Raw genomic sequence first — 17,968 nt, 5'->3', positions numbered from 1 at the left:
ACTTTCGAATCCGCAGTGCGGATTCTTCCATATTCCTGCCCCGTTCACGCAAGTGGGCCGGAAACAACAAGGCCCCGCTTGCGGGGCCTTGGTTGAGGGTGCTGATGTAAGGCCACCCTCGAATTTGGAGCGGGAAACGAGACTCGAACTCGCGACCCCGACCTTGGCAAGGTCGTGCTCTACCAACTGAGCTATTCCCGCAGAGGAACCGACATTTTAGGCATGGAAGCGAATCTGTCAACCACTTTTTCGCTTCCCCGGAGGTCCCTGTCGCCGGACTTCCGCATTGCCTCTCAACACCCCACCGGACCTGCCACTGCCCGGTCGATCAGCGAACACTGCACCGTTCGCGATGACGCTATTTTCTATGAACGCGCGTCTTCGCGCAAGACCGGCCATGCAGCTCGCAGATACAAAAGTCCCGACCACAACGTCAGCAATGCCGCCGCAGCCAGCAACCACTCGCCGACCATGAACACATTGATGCCGGCGAAAGGTTCCTGATACAGCAGGCACACCAGCGCCACCATCTGCACGATCGTCTTGATCTTGCCGATGCCGGCGACCTTGACCGTGGCGCGCTGGCCGAGTTCGGCCATCCACTCGCGCAGCGCGGAAACGGCAATTTCGCGACCGATGATCACAGCCGCCCACAACGCCATCCACACCGTCGGGTGCTTCTGAACGGTCAGCAACAACGCCACGGCGACCATCAGCTTGTCGGCCACCGGATCGAGGAATGCGCCGAATGCCGAGTACTGGTCGTAGCGCCGCGCGATCCAGCCATCGAGCCAGTCGGTGATCGAGGCGAAAGCGAAGATGAAAGCCGCCGCGAAGTTCGTCCACTTGAACGGCAAATAGAACACCAGCACCAGCACCGGGATCAGCAGGATCCGCAGCAGGGTCAGCATGGTCGGTACCGTCAACTTCATCCTTCGCTCCGCGCGCCGCTCTTTGCGTCGTTCATGTCGGGGGTGTCCAGCCCGTGCAGGGTCGCATAGATACGCTCCGCCAGGGCATCGTTGATGCCGTCCACCCGTGCGATTTCCTCGACGCCCGCCGCCTTCAGGCCGCCCAGGCCGCCGAAGTGCCGCAGCAGGCTGGCGCGTCGGCGCGGCCCGATGCCGGCGATGTCTTCCAGGCGGCTGGTGTTGCGGGCCTTCTGGCGGCGCCCGCGGTGGCCGGTGATGGCAAAACGGTGCGCTTCGTCACGGACCTGCTGGACCAGCTGCAGCGCCGGGGACTCGGCCCCGGGGTGCACGGTGCGGCCATCGGGCAGCAGCAGTTCCTCGTCGCCGGGCCGACGGGCCGGGCCTTTGGCCACGCCCACCAGGGCCACGCCCTTGACGCCCAGCTCGTCCAGGGCCGCACGCGCCTGCGCGACCTGGCCGGCGCCACCGTCGATCAGCAGGATGTCGGGCATCACCCCGCCCTCCTCCACCGCGCGGCGGAACCGCCGCTCGATCGCCTGGTGCATCGCCGCGTAATCGTCGCCGGGCTCGATCCCGGCGATGTTGTAGCGCCGGTACTGGCCGCGCACGGGGCCTTCGGCATCGAACACGACGCACGAAGCGACCGTCGCCTCGCCCATGGTGTGGCTGATGTCGAAGCACTCGATGCGGGCGGGAAGTTCGTGCATGGCGAGCATGTCGCGCAGCGCTTCGGCGCGGGCGCGCTGGGCGGCGTGACTGGTGCGCTCGCTCGACAGCGACAGTTCGGCGTTGCGCCTGGCCATGTCGAGATAGCCGGCGCGCTCGCCGCGTACGTTGCAGCGGATCTGCACCTTGCGTTCGCCGGCGCTCGACAGCGCCTGCTCGATCAGCTCGCGATCCGGGATGTCGCGGTCGAGCACGATCTCGCGCGGGGGTTGCTGCTCGCCGTAGTACTGCGAGACGAACGCCGCCAGCACCTCTTCGGGGTTGTCGCTGCCGTTTGTCCTGGGGAAGAACGCCCGGGTTCCGAGATTGCGACCGTCGCGGAAGGCCAGCAGCATCACGCAGGCCGCCACGCCCTGCATGGCGATGGCGAGCACGTCCAGGTCGGCGGCACGCCCGTCGACGTACTGCCGCGCCTGCACGCTGCGGATCGAGGCGACCAGGTCGCGCAGGCGCGCGGCCTCCTCGAAATCCAGGCGCACGCTGGCCGCTTCCATCGACTTGACCAGGTCGTCGCTGAGCTCGTCGCTGCGGCCTTCCAGGAACAGGCTGGCACGACGCACGCTCTCGGCGTAGTCGCGCGCCTGGACCATGCCGACGCACGGCGCGCTGCAGCGGCCGATCTGGTGCTGCAGGCAGGGCCGCGAACGGTTGCGGAAGACGCTGTCCTCGCAGCTGCGCAGCTTGAACAGCTTGTGCATCAGGTTGAGCGAGTCGCGGACCGCGCCGACGCTGGCGTAGGGGCCGAAGTAACGGCCCGGGATCGCGCGAGGCCCGCGGTGCATGGCGATGCGCGGCCATGCTTCCTGTGTCATCAGCACGTAGGGGTAGCTTTTGTCGTCGCGCAGCAAGACGTTGTAGCGCGGCTTGAGCGCCTTGATCAGCTCGTTCTCGAGGATCAGCGCCTCGGTCTCGGTGCGCGTGACCGTCACTTCCATGCGCGCGGTCTGCGCCAGCATGGTCATGATCCGCGCCGACTTCGGCGTGGCGTTGAAATAGCTGGAGACGCGGTTCCTGAGCACGCCGGCCTTGCCGACATAGAGCACGCTGTCGTCGGCCGCGATCATCCGGTACACACCCGGCGCGGTGCTCAGCGCCTTGATGAACGCCTTGCCGTCGAACGGCGTGGTTTCGGCACGGCTCATGGTGCGAAGCCGGCGAAAGCCGTGGGCGGAAGGGTGGCGATGGCGGGCGTTGCGGTCACGAGCATCGACTCAGGAATTGGGCCAATTATGCGGCAGCACAAGGCTCCCCCGACCTTTTGTAGGAGCGAGCTTGCTCGCGATCGGGCCTGCGAGCCGCTGTCAGGCCTATCGCGAGCAAGCTCGCTCCTACAGTCGGTATTCGCGGCGCAGACGGGCGATGGCGCCGTCGGCAGCGCGATCGAGCAACTGGAAGACCTGTTCGAACTGCGCCGGACCGCCGGTGTAGGGATCGGGCACTTCGCCGCCGTCCTCTATTCCGGTCCATTCCAGCAAGAGCGCACCTTGGGCGCGCGCGCCGCGCGGGGCACGCGCCTGGACGTCGCGCAGATTTTCGCGGTCCGCGCACAGCAGCCAGTCGAACCGCTGGTAGTCATCGGCGCCAAGCTGGCGCGCGCGCAGACCGGAGATGTCGATTCCGTGCCCGGCGGCATTGGCGATCGCGCGCCGGTCCGGCGGCTGGCCGACGTGCCAGTCGCCCGTCCCGGCCGAGTCCAGCTCGATCTGCCCGGCCAGCGTGGAGGTGGCGATGCGGGCGCGCAGGACGCCTTCGGCGACCGGTGAGCGGCAGATGTTGCCCAGGCAGACGACCAGCAGGCGGACCTTTCCAGGCATGACCTGCACAGGCATGACCGGTTCAGCCACGGCCGGCGGCGATCCAGGCTTCGGCACGGGCAAGGTCCTCGGGGGTGTCGACGCCGGGCGGGAACGGCTCGGGCGTGATCCCGACGGCGATGCGGTAGCCGGCTTCGAGCACGCGCAACTGCTCCAGCGATTCGATCTGCTCCAGCCGACCCGGCGGCAGCGCCGCGAAGCGCTGCAGGAAACCGGCGCGGTAGCCGTAGATGCCGATATGGCGCAGCCATTCGCCCTGCCCCGGCATGCTGCTGCGATCGCGGGCGAAGGCATCGCGCGGCCACGGAATCGGCGCACGGCTGAAGTAGAGGGCATTGCCGTTGCCGGCACGCACCAGCTTGACGGCGTTGGGGTCGAGCAGCGTTTCGACGTCGGTCACCGGCGCGGCCAGCGTCGCCATCTCGGTGTCGCCTTCCAGCATCAGCGCGGCCACGGCACGGATGCCGGCGGCCGGTGCGAACGGTTCGTCGCCCTGCAGGTTGACCACGACGGTGTCGTCGCTCCAGCCGGCAATGCGTGCGCACTCGGCGAGGCGGTCGGTGCCGGATGCGTGATCGGGCGAGGTCATGGCCACGCGAACGCCGCAATCGGCAATGGCGACGGCGATGCGTTCATCGTCGGCGGCAACCCAGACTTCACGGGCGCCTGCCGCCAGTGCACGGCGCGCAACATGCAGCACCAGCGGCTCGCCGGCCAGCAGGCGAAGCGGCTTGCCAGGCAGGCGGGTGGCCGCATGCCGGGCCGGGATTGCGACGACGAAATCCGTGGTCATGGAAGCTTCCCATCGTTGGCACCGGCGCCGTTGCGATACGGACGCGCCTTGCTCGCCAGGCGATCCAGCAGCGAAACCCAGAACGCTTCCGGCAACTCGGCCCGCACAGGCACGCTGAAATGGCGGTCATCGGCGAACGCAGTGCACTTCACCGCGTCCTTCTCGGTCATCAGCACCGGCAGTTCGCGGCTGCCGAACTCGAAGTCCTCGGCGCTGTAGCGATGATGGTCGGCGAATGCGTGCGGGACCACGGCAATGCCGAAACCGCGCAACATCGAGAAGAATCGCTCGGGATCGCCGATGCCCGCCACCGCATGCACGCGCTGGCCGGAGAACGACGTCAGGCGGCGCGGACGCCCGCCCAGCATCGGTTGGGCCTGGTCGGCCAGCAGGCGCATCGGCCATTCGCCGAAACCGGTGTCGCCATTGCCGACGCCACCGGCACCGACATTGACTACGCGGAAGTCGCAGCGGGCGCCACGCTCGGGCAATTCGCGCAGCGGCCCGGCCGGCAGCAGCTGGCCGTTGCCATAGCGACGGCGGCCATCCACCACTTCGATCTCGATGTCGCGCGCGAGCTTGTAGTGCTGCAGGCCGTCGTCGCAGATCACCAGATCGCAGCCGGCTTCGGCCAGCGTCTTGGCGGCGGCGGCGCGGTCGCGATCGACACGGATGCGCACGCCGGTGCGCTGCGCGATCAGCACCGGTTCGTCACCGGCGGCGTCGGCAGGGCTGCGGAAATCGACCCACATCGCCGTACTGGAATCGTCGCGGCCATAGCCACGACTGGCGACACCGGGACTCCAGCCTTCGGCGCGCAGGCGTTCGACCAGGGAAATGGTCAACGGCGTCTTGCCGGCGCCGCCCGCGGTGATGTTGCCCACCACGATCACCGGCACGCCCGGGTGCTGGCGCTTGAGCCAGCCCTTCAGGTACAGGCTGCGTCGCAGTCCGCTGAGTGAACCGTAGACTGCCGAAAGCAGGCGCGCACCGAGCGGCACGCGCACGTCGTCGTACCAGAACGCCGGGGTTTGCGACGACCGTTTACTCATTCAGACTCGCGGAACTGCATGCGGTGGAGATGGGCGTAGAGACCGCCGTGCGTCAGCAGCTCGCTGTGCGTGCCGCGCTCGACGATGCGCCCCTGGTCGAGCACCAGCACTTGGTCGGCATGTTCGATCGTCGACAGCCGGTGGGCGATGACCAGCGTGGTGCGGTTGGGCATCAGGTGGTCGAGCGCGTCCTGCACCAGTCGTTCGGACTCGGTGTCGAGCGCCGCGGTGGCCTCGTCGAGGATGAGGATCGGCGCGTCCTTGAGCATCGCGCGCGCGATGGCCAGGCGCTGGCGCTGGCCGCCGGAAAGACGGCCGCCCTTGGCGCCGATCTCGGTATGCATGCCCTGCGGCAGGCGCTCGACGAACTCCATCGCGTTGGCGCCGCGCACCGCCTGATCCAGCGCCGGTTCGCCGGCGTCCTGCAGTTCGCCGTAGGCGACATTGGCGGCGACGGTGCCGTCGAACAGCATCACCTGCTGGCCGACCAGTGCGATCTGGCGGCGCAGGTCCTGCAGGCGGTAGTCCTGCAGCGGATGGCCATCGAGCAGGATCTGCCCGCCTTCGATGTCGTAGAAGCGCGGGATCAGCTTGATCAGCGTCGACTTGCCGCTGCCGGAGCGGCCGACGATCGCGGTGACCGTGCCGGGGCGTGCGACGAAGCTGACGTCGGACAGCGCCGGCTGTGCCTGGCCCGGATAACGCGCGGTGACATCGCGGAATTCGAGCAGGCCCTGCGAGCGATCCAGCGGCCGCCGGCCGGTGTCGATCTCGTCGGGCGTGTCGAGCACGTCGAACAGGCGTTCGGCCGAAGCCACGCCACGCTGCAGCATGCCCTGCACGTTGGTCAGCTGTTTCAGCGCCGGGATCACCGCCAGCATCGAGGTCATCAGGCTGACGAAATCGCCCGCGCTGAGGCGGCCGTTGGCGGCTTCGCGGCCGGCAAAGAACAGCAGCAGCGCCAGGCCGACCGCACCCATCAACTGCACCACCGCCGAGGAGATGCTGCGCGTGGACTCGACCTTGAGGCTGAGGCGCAGGTGGTGGTTGGCCTGGCCGGAGTAACGCTCGAGCTCGGCGCCCTGGGCGCCGTAGACCTTCACTTCCTGATGGTTCGACAAGGCTTGGTCGGCCGACTGCAACAGCTGCGCGCCGCTCTCCTGGATGCGATGGCCGATGCGACGGTAGCGTCGACCGACGGTGTCCATCGTCCAGGCCAGCAACGGGCCCAGCAGCAGGATGGCGAGGGTCACGCGCCAGCTGTAGTAGAGCATCACGGCCATCATCGCCACGACCTGCAGCGACTGCTGCAGCATCACCTTGGCGGCATCGATCGCGGCCTGCGCGACCTGGTCGCTGTCCGAGCCCAGGCGCGTGAGCATCGAGGCGACCGGTTCGGTGTCGAAGCGCAGGCCCGGCAGGCGCAGGTACTTGCCCAGCACCATCACGCGCAGGTCGCGGGCGATGCTGCGGCCGGCGCGCGCCATGAAGGTGTCGGTGATGTAACCGGCAATGCCGCGGGCGACGAAGATGCCGACGATCGCCAACGGCAACAACAGGCTCAGCTTGCGGTTGTTGTTGATGAAGGTCTCGTCGACCACCGGCTTCATCAGCCAGGTGAAGGCGCCGGCGGCGGCGGCTTCGATCAGCATGCCCAGCAGCGCTATCAGCAGCACGCCGCGATACGGCGATACGAAGTCCTGCAGGCGGCGGTAGGTCGACCAGGGCGACGGGGCGTCGCTCACTTGCCCGCCCCCGCGGCGGTTCCACCCGCGCCTTCGCGTGTCTGCGGTGCGGTTGCGTTCATGACCTTGCGGAAGCCCAGCTGCCCGAGTGCGTCGTAGACGGTGACCACGGCCTGGTACGGCGTGCGTGCATCGGCGCGCAGCATCACCGGACGGTCGCGGTCGGTGCCGGCGACTTCCGCGATGGTCGCTTTGAGCGATTCGACGTCGCTGCGCAGCACTTCGCGGTCGTCGACGAAGTAACGGCCGTCGGCGTTGACCAGCACGATCAGCGACTTGGACGTGTCGCTGGCCGGCTCGCCGGTGGCACGCGGCAGCTCGAGCTTGAGCACCGAGCGCGCGTCGAAGGTCGCGGTGACGACGAAGAAGATGATCAGCACCAGGATCACGTCGATCAACGGGACCAGGTTGATCTCCAGCCCGTCTTCGAAGGCGCGGTGGTCGCGGATACGCATCGTGACGTGGGCCTCAGGCAGCCTGCGGCGTGCGCACGGCGGCCGGGCGCGTATCGAGCGTGTCCATCAGGGCGATGGCTTCGTGCTCCATCGAGACGATGTATTCGCCGATGCGGCCGCGGAACCAGCGGTGCGCGATCAGCGCCGGGATCGCCACGATCATGCCGGCGGCGGTGCAGACCAGGGCCTTGCCGATGCCGCCGGCGAGCTGGTTCACGTCGCCGATGCCGTGGTCGAGGATGCCCAGGAACATCTGGATCATGCCCACGACGGTGCCGAACAGGCCCAGCAGCGGGCCGGCCGCGGCGATCGTGCCGAGGGTGTTGAGGTAGCGCTCCATCTTGTGGACCAGATGGCGGCCGACGTCCTCGATGCGCTCGCGGATCTGGTCGCGCGGGCGCAGGCGGACGTCCAGGGCGGCGGCCAGCAGCTCGCCCAGCGGAGAGGTCTTGCGCAGCGACTCGATGTGCGCCGGGTCGAGCTTGCCGCTGCCCGCCCAGGTCCGCACTTCCTTGCCCAGGTTGGGCGGCAGCACGACGCTGCGACGCAGCGACCAGGCGCGCTCGACGATCAGCGTCAGGGCCAGTACCGACAGCAACAACAGGGGAATCATCGGCCAACCGCCGGCCTTGACCAGTTCCAGCACGCCAACCTCCGGCCCTCGGCCGTGTTAATCAGGCCGATAGGATAGCCCAGCCGCGCCCCTCTCCCAGCGTTGTGCTGCATCCCACAGCCGCGGCTGTGCCTGCCGTCGCGATTCGACGCTCACGCCGCCTCGTCCAAGCCGCACACGCAGGGCGCCGGCGCGGGCGGTGTCGTGGACCTGGGCGCCCGCCCGGACCCAGCGATCGACGATCCCCGGCTTTGGGTGCCCGAACCGGTTGCCGTGGCCGGACGCCACCAGGGCATGGCGCGCACCGGTGGCGGCCACGAATCCGGGGTCGGAGGAGCCATTGCTGCCGTGATGCGGCACCGTGACCACGTCCGCGCGCAGGGCCGCGGGGGCCCGACGCAGCAGGATCCGCTCGACCGCCTCGCCGATGTCGCCGGTCAGCAGCGCCGACGCGCCGGCCGCCTCGATCCGCAGCACGCAGCTGGCCTCGTTGCCGAGGTAGGGGAAGTACGGCGCCGGGTGAAGGAAGCGGAAGCGGACGCCGTCCCAGTCCCACGCCTGCCCGGCCACGCAGGGCCGGGCGTCCGCCAGCGGGGCGCCCTCCGGCGCGACCAGGTCCGCGGTCCCGAACACCCGGCCGACCGCCTCCAGGCCGCCGGCGTGGTCGTTGTCGGCATGGCTGACCACGAACCGGTCGATCCGGCGGACGCCCAGCGCGTGCAAAGTCGGCACCACCGCCCGCTCGCCGGCATCGAACCCGTCGCGCACCGCCGGGCCCATGTCGTAGAGCAGCACATGCCGCGCCGTGCGCACCTGCACCGACAGGCCCTGGCCGACGTCGATCACCACCAGCTCGGCTTCGCCGTGGCGCGGCAGGTGGCGGTCCGGCCACAACAGCGGCAGCCATAACAGCAACGCCAGCGGCTTGCCCGGCACGCCGCGCGGCAGCAGCAGCCAGAACGCACCGAGCAGCGCCATCGGCAAGGCGAACCAGGCCGGTTCGGGCAGCCACCAGACCGCCAGCGGGGTGGCCGCCAGGCGCTCGAACAGCGGCCAACTCAGCTCGAAGGCCGCCGCGGCAAGATTCCAGGCCCAGGCACCGCTGCCGGGAGCCAGCATCTCCAGCGCCAGCCCGAGCAGCGACAGCGGCACCACCACCAGACTCCACCACGGCACCGCCACCAGGTTGGCCAGCAGCCCCGCCAGCGAGGCCTGGCCGAACAGCACGGCGCTCAACGGCAACAGCCCGACTGTTGCCACGCCCTGCGCCGAGAGGAAATCGTGCAGCGGTCGCCCGCCCGCATGCGGCAGGCACCACAGCAACCAGGCGACGCCGGCGAAGCTGAGCCAGAATCCGGCCCCGAGCACGGCCATCGGATCCACCAGCAACACCGCGATGGCCGCCAGTGCCAGCGAATCGGCCACCCGCAGCGGTCTGCGGAACATGCGCACGCCGGCGATCATGGCGATCATCAACGCGGTGCGCACCGTCGGCAGCGCGAATCCGGCGACCGCCGCATACAACACGGCGCCGCAGAGCCCGGCCGCGGCCGCCGCGATCTGCGCAGGCATGCGCCGCGCCAGCGCCACCGGCCACAACCACCACAGCGCTCGCGCCAGCAACGCGAAGAAGCCCGCCACCAGGCCGACATGGAAACCGGAAATGGCGATCAGGTGGGTGAGGCCGTTGGCGCGCAGGACGTGCCAGTCGCCATCGTCGAGCGCACGCGTGTCGCCCAGCGCGAGGGCGCGCACGAATCGCGTGGACGGCCGGTCGAGCAAGCCGATGCGCCCGGACATGGCTTCGCGCCACGCTTCCAGTCCATCCTCCGGCGCGAGCAGGCGTGCCTGCTGCGGCTGTCGCAGATAGCCGGTGGCGGCGATGCGTTGCGCCAGTGCATGTCGCTCGCTGTCCAGGCCGCCGGGGTTGCGAAGGCCTCGCGGTGCGCGCAGGCGTGCGTCGAATTGCCAGCGCTGCCCTGCCCTCAGCGCGGCGCGGGCCCTTGGGTTGCGGTCGTACCAGGCCAGGCGCAGCGTGCGGCCACGCAGCGACCGGACCTGCGTCGCGTCATCGTCAACACGGAAGACGAAGCGGCTACGCGCCACTTCGTGCACTGGCAGATCGACGATGCGGCCGCGGATCCGCGCGTCCTGCTGCTCCAGCTGCGGAGGCAGTTGCAATGCCAGCGAATGCGCTGCATGCAGGCCCGCCAGCGCGAATCCCAGCAGTAACCAGCCGGCCAGCAGCAGTGCCGTGCGGCAGGTGCGAACACCTCGCCAGCCCAGGGCAATGCCCTCCAGCAACAGTCCGATCGAACCGGGCCAGGGCAACAGCCATGGCAGCCACAGACAGGCGCAGATGCCTGTCAGCAGGGCCAGTGCGGCTGCGGTTCCGAACGGCGGCGTCCTTGCCGCTTCGTGCATCGACCTCTCCCTGTCTTACACCTCGTCGTGGCTCAGCTCGCGCAGCTTGCCCTCGTGCAGTTCGAGCACGCGATCCAGGCGCCGTGCGAGGCGGCGGTCATGGGTCACCAGCACCAGGCTGGTGTGCTGCTCGCGATTGAGCGCGAGCATGATTTCGAACACCGTCTGCGCGGTCTTTTCGTCGAGATTGCCGGTGGGCTCGTCGCCGAGCACGCAGGCCGGGCGATTGACCAGCGCGCGTGCGACGGCGGCACGCTGACGCTCGCCACCGGACAGCTCACCGGGCTTGTGCTCGAGGCGGTGTCCCAGGCCGACCGACTCCAGCAGCGCCCGCGCGCTTTTGGAAGCGTCCGCGACATGCGCACCGGACAGCAGCACCGGCAACATCACGTTCTCCAGTGCGGTGAATTCCGGCAACAGGTGATGGAACTGGTAGACGAAGCCGAGTGCGCGATTGCGCAGTGCGCCGCGCGCCGCGTCCGACAGCGAGCTCATCTGCTGCCCGGCCACGAACACTTCGCCGGCGGTGGGTGTGTCGAGCCCGCCCAGCAGGTGCAGCAGCGTGCTCTTGCCAGCGCCGGACGCGCCCAGGATCGCCACCGTCTCGCCCGATTGCACCGACAGCTGCAGGCCGGCGAACACCGGCGTGCGCAGCTTGCCCTCGGCGTAGGTCATCGCCAGGCCCTCGGCCCGGATCGACTCGCCCGTATGCTTTTGATTGTTGATGGCATCACTCATAGCGCAGCGCCTCCGCCGGAGCCGTGCGCGCGGCGCGCCAGGCGGGATAGATGGTGGCCATGAACGCCATCGCCAGCGCGACCGCGGCGATGATCACCACGTCGCTGGTCTGCAGGTCGGTCGGCAGGCCGGTGATGTAATAGACGTCCTCCGGCAGCAGCTGCACGCCGAGTACGGCCTCGATCGCCTTGAGGATGTGCTCCAGGTTGAGCGTGAGGACGATGCCGCCGATCACGCCGATCACGGTGCCGATCACGCCGATCAGCGTGCCCTGCACCACGAACACCTGCATCACGCCGCGCGGGGTCAGGCCGAGCGTGCGCAGGATCGCGATGTCGGCCTGCTTGTCGGTCACCAGCATCACCTGCGAGCTGACCAGGTTGAAGGCGCCCATCGCGATGATCAGCGACAGCAGGATCGCCATGATGGTCTTCTCCATCTTCAGCGCCCGGAACATGTTGGCGTTCTCGCTGGTCCAGTCGCTGACCCGGTACGGCCCGCCCAGGTTCACCGCCAGGTCACGCGCCACGTCCCAGGCCTTGTCCATGTCGTGCAGGCGCAGGCGCACGCCGGTAACGCCGTCGCCCATGCGCAGCAGGCGCTGCATGTCGTGCATGTTGACGACGGCCAGGCCCTTGTCGAACTCGTTGTAGCCGGCCTCGAAGATGCCGCTGACGGTGAACCGCTTGAGCTGCGGTACGGCGCCCAGTGGCGTGCTGCGGAAATCGCTGGTGGTCATCACCACGCTGTCGCCGATGCCGACGCCGAGCCACAGCGCCAGCTCCTTGCCCAGCACGATGTTGAAGCTTCCGCGCTGGAGCGAGTCGAGCTTGCCCTGCACCATCTTGTCGGCAAGCACCGACACGTTGCGCTCCTGATCGGGCAACACCGCCCGAATCATCGCGGGCTGGTTGCGCGCACCCGACAGCAGCGCCTCCTTCTCGATGTAGGGAGCGGCACCGGCCACGCGTGCGTCGGCCACGGCCGTCTTGACTGCCTGCTGCCAGTCGGTCAGCGGTTCGCCATAGGCACTGACCGTGGCGTGTGCGGCCATCTGCAGCATGCGGTCGCGGATCTCGCGCTGGAAGCCGCTCATCACCGCCAGGGTGGTGATCAGCGCCGTGACGCCCAACGCGATGCCGGCGATGGACGCCAGGGAAATGAAGGAGATGAAGCCGTTGCGGCGCTTGGCCCGGAGGTAGCGCAGGCCGATGGCCACTGGGATGGGTTTGAACATATCGGGCTATGGTGCCATCGAAGGCGGCGGAAGCGCAGCGGCTTTGACCGGAGCGGCCAGCCTGAGTTCACGGCGCGACCGGGCCGGGAGGGTGTCGGGCCACCAGGCAAGGCGGCACGGGCGGCCGGCGCTGTCCACAAATCGCATGAAAGCCAGGGGCCCGCGCCACTCGACGCTGAGGCCGGTGATCGCCTGACCGCCCAGCGTGGCCGCGCCGTCGGCGCCGATCAGCAACCATTGCCTTGGCCGCAGGCACTCGCGGCGGGCGAGCCGCAACCCCTCCCCGACCGCCAGCAAGGCCAGCGGCAGCGACAGCGGCAAGGGCATCTCGGACCCGATCAGGGCCAAAGCGGCCAGTACGCCCAACAATGCGAGCGCCGCGGCAAGCAGCCGCGACGGGCGCCACTCAAGGAGGCAAGGAGCGGATGCGCGCGACGAGCGCGGCGAGGTCGGCATCGGTCGGCGCGTCGTTGCCCATGAACCAGTGCCAGAGCTTATCGTCCTCGGTTTCCAGCAGCCGTAGGAAAACGACGCGCTCGTCCTCGTCGGCCTGGCGCCAAGCGCGATCGAGGTAGCGCTCGAACAGCTGATCGAGTTCGCGCATGCCGCGCCGGCAGCGCCAGCGCAGGCGGCGTAGTTCGCGTTCGTCGGCTTCGTTCATTGCTTTGGCTTCCTGCTGCCCTCACCCCAACCCCTCTCCCGCACGCGGGAGAGGGGCTAAGGACGAACGGACAGACCATCGGATCATGCCCTTCTCCCGCATGCGGGAGAAGGTGCCGGCAGGCGGATGAGGGCCGCCCGATTGCAGAAAAAAGGGCGCACCCGCGTGCGCCCTTCCATCTTCACCCACCCCGCGCGTCGTCAGACGCGACGGGCCAGCATCAGCTTCTTGATCTCGCCGATCGCCTGCGCCGGGTTCAAGCCCTTCGGGCAGGTGCGCGCGCAGTTCATGATGGTGTGGCAGCGGTACAGCTTGAACGGGTCTTCCAGATCGTCCAGGCGCGCACCGGTGTCCTCGTCACGCGAGTCGATGATCCAGCGGTAGGCCTGCAGCAGGATCGCCGGGCCCAGATAACGGTCGCCGTTCCACCAGTAGCTCGGGCAACTGGTCGAGCAGCACGCGCACAGGATGCACTCGTACAGGCCGTCGAGCTTCTTGCGGTCCTGCGGCGACTGCAGGCGCTCGCGGTCGGACGGTGCCGGACTCTGCGTGCGCAGCCACGGCTTGATCGAAGCGTACTGGGCGTAGAAGTGGGTCATGTCCGGGACCAGATCCTTCACCACCGGCATGTGCGGCAGCGGATAGATCGGCACCTCGGCCTTGCCGCAATCGCCGATCGCCTTGGTGCACGCCAGCGTGTTGGTGCCGTCGATGTTCATCGCGCACGAACCGCAGATGCCTTCGCGGCAGGACCGGCGGAAGGTCAGCGTCGGGTCGATCTCGTTCTTGATCTTGATCAGCGCGTCCAGAACCATCGGGCCGCACGTCGCCATGTCCACCTCATAGGTGTCCACGCGCGGGTTCATGCCGTCGTCGGGGTTCCAGCGGTAGACCTTGAAGGTGCGCGGCTGCCTGGCGCCCGGTGACGCCCAGTGGCGGCCCTTCTGGATCTGCGAGTTCTTGGGTAGTGAGAATTCAGCCACGTTGCTCGCTCCGGATCAGTAGACGCGCTTCTTCGGCGGAACCACGGTCACGTCGTCGCTCAACGTGTACATGTGCACCGGGCGATAGTCGATGGCGGTTTCGCCGCTCTCAGTGACCGAGCACAGGGTGTGCTTCTGCCAGTGGGCGTCGTCGCGGTCCGGGAAGTCCTCGCGGGCGTGGGCGCCGCGCGATTCCTTGCGGTTCTCGGCCGAGACAATTGTCACCAGCGCCTGGTCGAGCAGGTTCGACAGCTCGTAGGTCTCGATCAGGTCCGAGTTCCAGATCAGCGAACGGTCGGCCACCTTGACGTCGCTGAAGGACGCGTGGATGTCGCGCATCTTGCGCACGCCTTCCGACAGTGTCTCGCCGGTGCGGAACACCGCGGCGTCGGCCTGCATCGTGCGCTGCATCTTGTCGCGGATGACCGCCGTCGGCGAGCCGCCGTTGGCGTTGCGCAGCTTGTCGAGCCTGCTCAAGGCCGAGTCGCAGGCATCGCCGGCGAGGCGGGCCTGCTTGCCGTCGGCCTTGACCGTCTCGGCGGCGCGGTTGGCGACGGCGCGACCGAACACGACCAGGTCGAGCAGCGAGTTCGAGCCCAGGCGGTTGGCGCCGTGCACCGACACGCAGGCCGCTTCGCCGATCGCGTACAGGCCCGGGACGACTTCGTCAGGGTTGCCGTTGCGCAGCTGCACCACTTCGCCGTGGTAGTTGGTCGGAATGCCGCCCATGTTGTAGTGCACGGTCGGAATCACCGGGATCGGCTGCTTCTCGACGTCGACGTTGGCGAAGATGCGCGCCGACTCGGCGATGCCCGGCAGCTTCTCGTGGATCACTTCCGGGCCGAGGTGAGTCAGGTCGAGCAGGATGTGGTCCTTGTGCTCGCCGACGCCGCGGCCTTCGCGGATTTCCATCGTCATCGCACGGCTGACCATGTCGCGCGGGGCGAGGTCCTTCACGCTCGGCGCGTAGCGCTCCATGAAGCGCTCGCCGTTACTGTTGCGCAGGATGCCGCCTTCGCCGCGGACGCCCTCGGTGATCAGGCAGCCGGCGCCGTAGATGCCGGTCGGGTGGAACTGCACGAACTCCATGTCCTGCAGCGCCAGGCCCGCGCGCAGCGCCATGCCACCACCGTCGCCGGTGCAGGTATGGGCCGAGGTCGCCGAGAAGTAGGCGCGGCCGTAGCCGCCGGTGGCCAGCACCGTGCCCTGCGCCTTGAACAGGTGCAGCGTGCCTTCGGCCATGTCCAGCGCAAGCACGCCGCGGCAGGCGCCGTCGGCGTCCATGATCAGGTCCAGCGCGAAGTACTCGATGAAGAACTGCGCGTCATGCGCCAGCGACTGCTGGTACAGCGTGTGCAGGATGGCGTGGCCGGTGCGGTCGGCGGCGGCGCAGGTGCGCTGCGCCGGCGGGCCTTCGCCGTAACGGGTGGTCATGCCGCCGAACGGGCGCTGGTAGATCTTGCCGTCGTCGGTACGCGAGAACGGAACGCCGTAATGCTCCAGCTCGATGATCGCCGGGATGGCTTCCTTGCACATGTACTCGATCGCGTCCTGGTCGCCCAGCCAGTCCGAGCCCTTGACGGTATCGAAGAAGTGGTAACGCCAGTCGTCCTCGCCCATGTTGGCCAGCGCCGCGGCGACACCGCCCTGCGCGGCCACGGTGTGCGAACGGGTCGGGAAGACCTTGGTGATGCAGGCGGTCTTCAGGCCCTTCTGGGCCAGGCCGAAGGTCGCGCGCAGACCGGCGCCACCGGCGCCGACGACGACCATGTCGAAGGTGTGTTCGTGGATCTTGTAAGCGGCGGCCATGTATCAGGCTCCCAGCGCGATGCGGATGACGGCGAGCACGCTGGCCAATGCCGCGAGAACGCAAACGAAAACGACCGCGAGCTGCGATGCCATCGCCAGGCCCGGGGTATGGACGTAATCCTCGATGATCACCTGCATGCCGAGCTTGGCGTGCCAGAACGAGGCGATCAGGAACGCCGACAGCAGCACCGCGTTACACGGGTGGCCGACGGTGGCGCGGACGCTGGCGTAATCGCCGCCGATCAGCGACAGGATCAGGCCGATCACGTAGATCGACAGGAACACCAGGGCAATCGCGGTGACGCGCTGGACGACGAAATGATGGGTACCGTCCTTGGCCGAGCCCAGGCCGCGCGCGGTCTTGAGCGGATTGCGCAGGCGGTTGTTGTCGGTGCTCATGCGCCACCCCGCTGGGCCATCATCGCAAGCAGCCAGATGATCACCGTCAGCACCAGGCTGCCGAAGACCGAGATCCAGCTGCTGCGCACGAACGCTTCGATGCGGTAGCCGAAGCCGGCGTCCTGCACCAGGTGGCGGATGCCGTTGAGCAGGTGGTAGGCCAGCGACCAGCTCCAGCCGAACAGGACCAGGAAGCCCAGCGGCGACCGCGCGCAGGCGGTGAAGGTGCTCCAGGATTCGGGACCGGCAGCCAGTGCCACCAGCGCCCACACAACGAGCAGGCTGCCCAGGGTCAGGACGATGCCTGTGCCACGGTGCAGGATCGAGGTCACCATCTGCACCTGCCAGCTGTAAATCTGCATGTGCGGTGACAGGGGGCGTTCGCGGACGCGTTGATCGTTAGCCATGGGCTATGGCGTTCTCTCGGCTGGGCGGCAGGAGCCGCGTGGCGGGGAAGCGTGGTGACGCGTCAGAAATCGATGCAGCGGCCGTTCTTTTCCCAGTCGCCGTAGCGGGTCGGTTCGGGGCCTTCGCGCCCGCCGTGCTCCTTTGGCCTGTTGGGATCCGTCAATGGCGCGGGCTGCGGAGTCGAATCTGCCTCGGGCGCTTCAACGGGTGGGGTTTGGCCTATCATCACGGCGCTGAATGTTAATTCCCGCCCCCCATGCATGACAACCCGCAGGCCGCAGACGGCCTCGCCTTCGCCCTGCCCGACCATCGCCTGATCGCGCTCAGCGGGCGTGATGCGGCCGCTTTCGCGCAGGCGCAGTTCATGAACGACGTCGCCCTGCTGGAGGCGCGACGTTGGCAGTGGAATGGCTGGTTGACGCCAAAAGGGCGCGTGGTTGCGCTGTTTGCCTTGCTGAAACTGTCCGATGAGACGCTTTGGCTGCTGCTGCCCGATGCCGATCCCACCGAGCTCGCCGCCGCACTGCAGCGCTTCGTGTTTCGCAGCAAGGTGAAGATCGAAGTTCGCCAGGATCTGCACGTCAGCGGCTCCTTTGCGGCTATCGCCGGTGCCGCACAAGGCTCCGCCCTTGGCGGTGACGACGGGGTCGAGACGGTCGAAATGGACCTGGGCGGCGAGGCCGGGCCGCGCAGCCTGCGCATTTCGGTCGGCGCCAGCGCCGCAGCCGATCCGCAGGCGCTTGCGCGCTGGCAGGCGTTCGACCTCGAACACGGCCTGCCACGCCTGCCCGCCTCCCAGGCCGGTCACTGGACACCGCAGCAGCTGTCTTTGGAACGCCTGCAGGCCTTCAGCGTGAAGAAGGGGTGTTATCCGGGCCAGGAGATCGTTGCGCGTACGCATTTCCTCGGCCAGGCCAAGCGGGGGCTGGCGTTGCTTGCTGGCGATGCCCCGCTGCTTATCGGAGCGGATGTGATGGCCGGCCCCGTGACGCTGGGGAAGCTCGTTGCGGGTGCCGACAGCGACGGCCGGCACGTCGCGCTGGCGGTGCTGCCGCTGGAACGTGAGGCGCGGGAAATGAGCGCAGGGGATGCCGTCCTGCGCGAAGTACCGCTGCGCGGTGGGCTCGGGCGCTAACGGCGCTACCCGAAGTTCGCCTGCTCCGTCGTCCCGGCGAACGC

The 17,968-nt window shown here is 68.3% G+C and carries 18 protein-coding genes, 1 tRNA gene and 1 pseudogene; 1 reads left to right on the top strand and 19 read right to left on the bottom strand.

Annotation, left to right across the window (positions count from 1 at the left end; genetic code table 11):
* Positions 1 to 125: 125 nt before the first annotated feature.
* The 19 genes and pseudogenes from AC3A3X_RS10370 to AC3A3X_RS10280 all read right to left on the bottom strand — a co-directional run bounded on the left by AC3A3X_RS10370 (position 126) and on the right by AC3A3X_RS10280 (position 17,015).
* Positions 126 to 201: transfer RNA gene (locus AC3A3X_RS10370), tRNA-Gly, on the bottom strand.
* Between the two features lie 164 nt (positions 202 to 365).
* A complete protein-coding gene (gene pgsA / locus AC3A3X_RS10365; RefSeq protein ID WP_487582946.1) occupies positions 366 to 932 on the bottom strand; it encodes a CDP-diacylglycerol--glycerol-3-phosphate 3-phosphatidyltransferase in 567 nt (188 codons plus the stop codon).
* Positions 929 to 2,800 carry an excinuclease ABC subunit UvrC gene (uvrC, locus tag AC3A3X_RS10360; RefSeq protein ID WP_487582945.1) on the bottom strand — a complete coding sequence of 624 codons (1,872 nt, stop codon included), beginning with the start codon at positions 2,798 to 2,800 and terminating at the stop codon, positions 929 to 931. Before uvrC ends, pgsA begins: the two co-directional genes overlap by 4 nt.
* A 186-nt stretch (positions 2,801 to 2,986) precedes the next feature.
* Entirely contained in the window at positions 2,987 to 3,487 is a 501-nt protein-coding gene (locus tag AC3A3X_RS10355; protein ID WP_487582944.1) for a low molecular weight protein-tyrosine-phosphatase, read from the bottom strand.
* Between the two features lie 7 nt (positions 3,488 to 3,494).
* The gene (gene kdsB, locus AC3A3X_RS10350; protein WP_487582943.1) at positions 3,495 to 4,265 is read right to left on the bottom strand and encodes a 3-deoxy-manno-octulosonate cytidylyltransferase; all 771 of its coding nucleotides are present in this window, start codon (positions 4,263 to 4,265) and stop codon (positions 3,495 to 3,497) included.
* Positions 4,262 to 5,317 carry a tetraacyldisaccharide 4'-kinase gene (gene lpxK / locus AC3A3X_RS10345; protein ID WP_487582942.1) on the bottom strand — a complete coding sequence of 352 codons (1,056 nt, stop codon included), beginning with the start codon at positions 5,315 to 5,317 and terminating at the stop codon, positions 4,262 to 4,264. Before lpxK ends, kdsB begins: the two co-directional genes overlap by 4 nt.
* Complete coding sequence (gene msbA, locus AC3A3X_RS10340; protein WP_487582941.1) at positions 5,314 to 7,062, bottom strand: lipid A export permease/ATP-binding protein MsbA; 1,749 nt, start codon at positions 7,060 to 7,062, stop codon at positions 5,314 to 5,316. Before msbA ends, lpxK begins: the two co-directional genes overlap by 4 nt.
* A complete protein-coding gene (locus tag AC3A3X_RS10335; RefSeq protein WP_487582940.1) occupies positions 7,059 to 7,517 on the bottom strand; it encodes an ExbD/TolR family protein in 459 nt (152 codons plus the stop codon). The genes msbA and AC3A3X_RS10335 overlap by 4 nt, the downstream gene beginning before the upstream one ends.
* Positions 7,518 to 7,530: 13 nt before the next feature.
* Positions 7,531 to 8,163 carry a MotA/TolQ/ExbB proton channel family protein gene (locus AC3A3X_RS10330; RefSeq protein ID WP_158731297.1) on the bottom strand — a complete coding sequence of 211 codons (633 nt, stop codon included), beginning with the start codon at positions 8,161 to 8,163 and terminating at the stop codon, positions 7,531 to 7,533.
* Positions 8,111 to 10,554 (bottom strand): annotated as a pseudogene (locus AC3A3X_RS10325) (DNA internalization-related competence protein ComEC/Rec2); the annotation flags it as partial. The pseudogene AC3A3X_RS10325 and the gene AC3A3X_RS10330, both read right to left, overlap by 53 nt.
* A gap of 15 nt (positions 10,555 to 10,569) precedes the next feature.
* Positions 10,570 to 11,292, bottom strand: a complete 723-nt coding sequence (gene lolD, locus AC3A3X_RS10320) for a lipoprotein-releasing ABC transporter ATP-binding protein LolD (RefSeq protein ID WP_487582939.1) — start codon at positions 11,290 to 11,292, stop codon at positions 10,570 to 10,572.
* Positions 11,285 to 12,529 carry a lipoprotein-releasing ABC transporter permease subunit gene (locus tag AC3A3X_RS10315; protein WP_487582938.1) on the bottom strand — a complete coding sequence of 415 codons (1,245 nt, stop codon included), beginning with the start codon at positions 12,527 to 12,529 and terminating at the stop codon, positions 11,285 to 11,287. Before AC3A3X_RS10315 ends, lolD begins: the two co-directional genes overlap by 8 nt.
* 6 nt (positions 12,530 to 12,535) lie before the next feature.
* Positions 12,536 to 12,898, bottom strand: coding sequence for a hypothetical protein (locus AC3A3X_RS10310; RefSeq protein ID WP_487582937.1), 363 nt, complete (start codon positions 12,896 to 12,898; stop codon positions 12,536 to 12,538).
* Between the two features lie 37 nt (positions 12,899 to 12,935).
* Positions 12,936 to 13,190, bottom strand: coding sequence for an FAD assembly factor SdhE (locus AC3A3X_RS10305; RefSeq protein WP_487582936.1), 255 nt, complete (start codon positions 13,188 to 13,190; stop codon positions 12,936 to 12,938).
* 200 nt (positions 13,191 to 13,390) lie between these two features.
* On the bottom strand, positions 13,391 to 14,173 hold the full coding sequence (locus AC3A3X_RS10300; RefSeq protein WP_487582935.1) for a succinate dehydrogenase iron-sulfur subunit: 783 nt from the start codon (positions 14,171 to 14,173) through the stop codon (positions 13,391 to 13,393).
* Positions 14,174 to 14,188: 15 nt separating this feature from the next.
* The gene (gene sdhA / locus AC3A3X_RS10295) at positions 14,189 to 15,982 is read right to left on the bottom strand and encodes a succinate dehydrogenase flavoprotein subunit (protein WP_487582934.1); all 1,794 of its coding nucleotides are present in this window, start codon (positions 15,980 to 15,982) and stop codon (positions 14,189 to 14,191) included.
* A gap of 3 nt (positions 15,983 to 15,985) precedes the next feature.
* Positions 15,986 to 16,381 carry a succinate dehydrogenase, hydrophobic membrane anchor protein gene (gene sdhD, locus AC3A3X_RS10290; RefSeq protein ID WP_487582933.1) on the bottom strand — a complete coding sequence of 132 codons (396 nt, stop codon included), beginning with the start codon at positions 16,379 to 16,381 and terminating at the stop codon, positions 15,986 to 15,988.
* On the bottom strand, positions 16,378 to 16,788 hold the full coding sequence (sdhC, locus tag AC3A3X_RS10285; protein ID WP_487582932.1) for a succinate dehydrogenase, cytochrome b556 subunit: 411 nt from the start codon (positions 16,786 to 16,788) through the stop codon (positions 16,378 to 16,380). Before sdhC ends, sdhD begins: the two co-directional genes overlap by 4 nt.
* Before the next feature lie 62 nt (positions 16,789 to 16,850).
* Positions 16,851 to 17,015, bottom strand: a complete 165-nt coding sequence (locus AC3A3X_RS10280) for a DUF1674 domain-containing protein (RefSeq protein ID WP_158731306.1) — start codon at positions 17,013 to 17,015, stop codon at positions 16,851 to 16,853.
* A gap of 30 nt (positions 17,016 to 17,045) precedes the next feature.
* Here AC3A3X_RS10280 and ygfZ point away from each other — a divergent pair, with 30 nt between their 5' ends.
* Complete coding sequence (gene ygfZ, locus AC3A3X_RS10275; RefSeq protein WP_487582931.1) at positions 17,046 to 17,924, top strand: CAF17-like 4Fe-4S cluster assembly/insertion protein YgfZ; 879 nt, start codon at positions 17,046 to 17,048, stop codon at positions 17,922 to 17,924.
* Positions 17,925 to 17,968: the final 44 nt, after the last annotated feature.

The sequence above is a fragment of the Lysobacter sp. Soil_N_23 genome (assembly GCF_057656135.1).
Note: the sequence above shows the minus strand (reverse complement) of the source record. Positions and strands in the feature narration are given on the sequence as shown.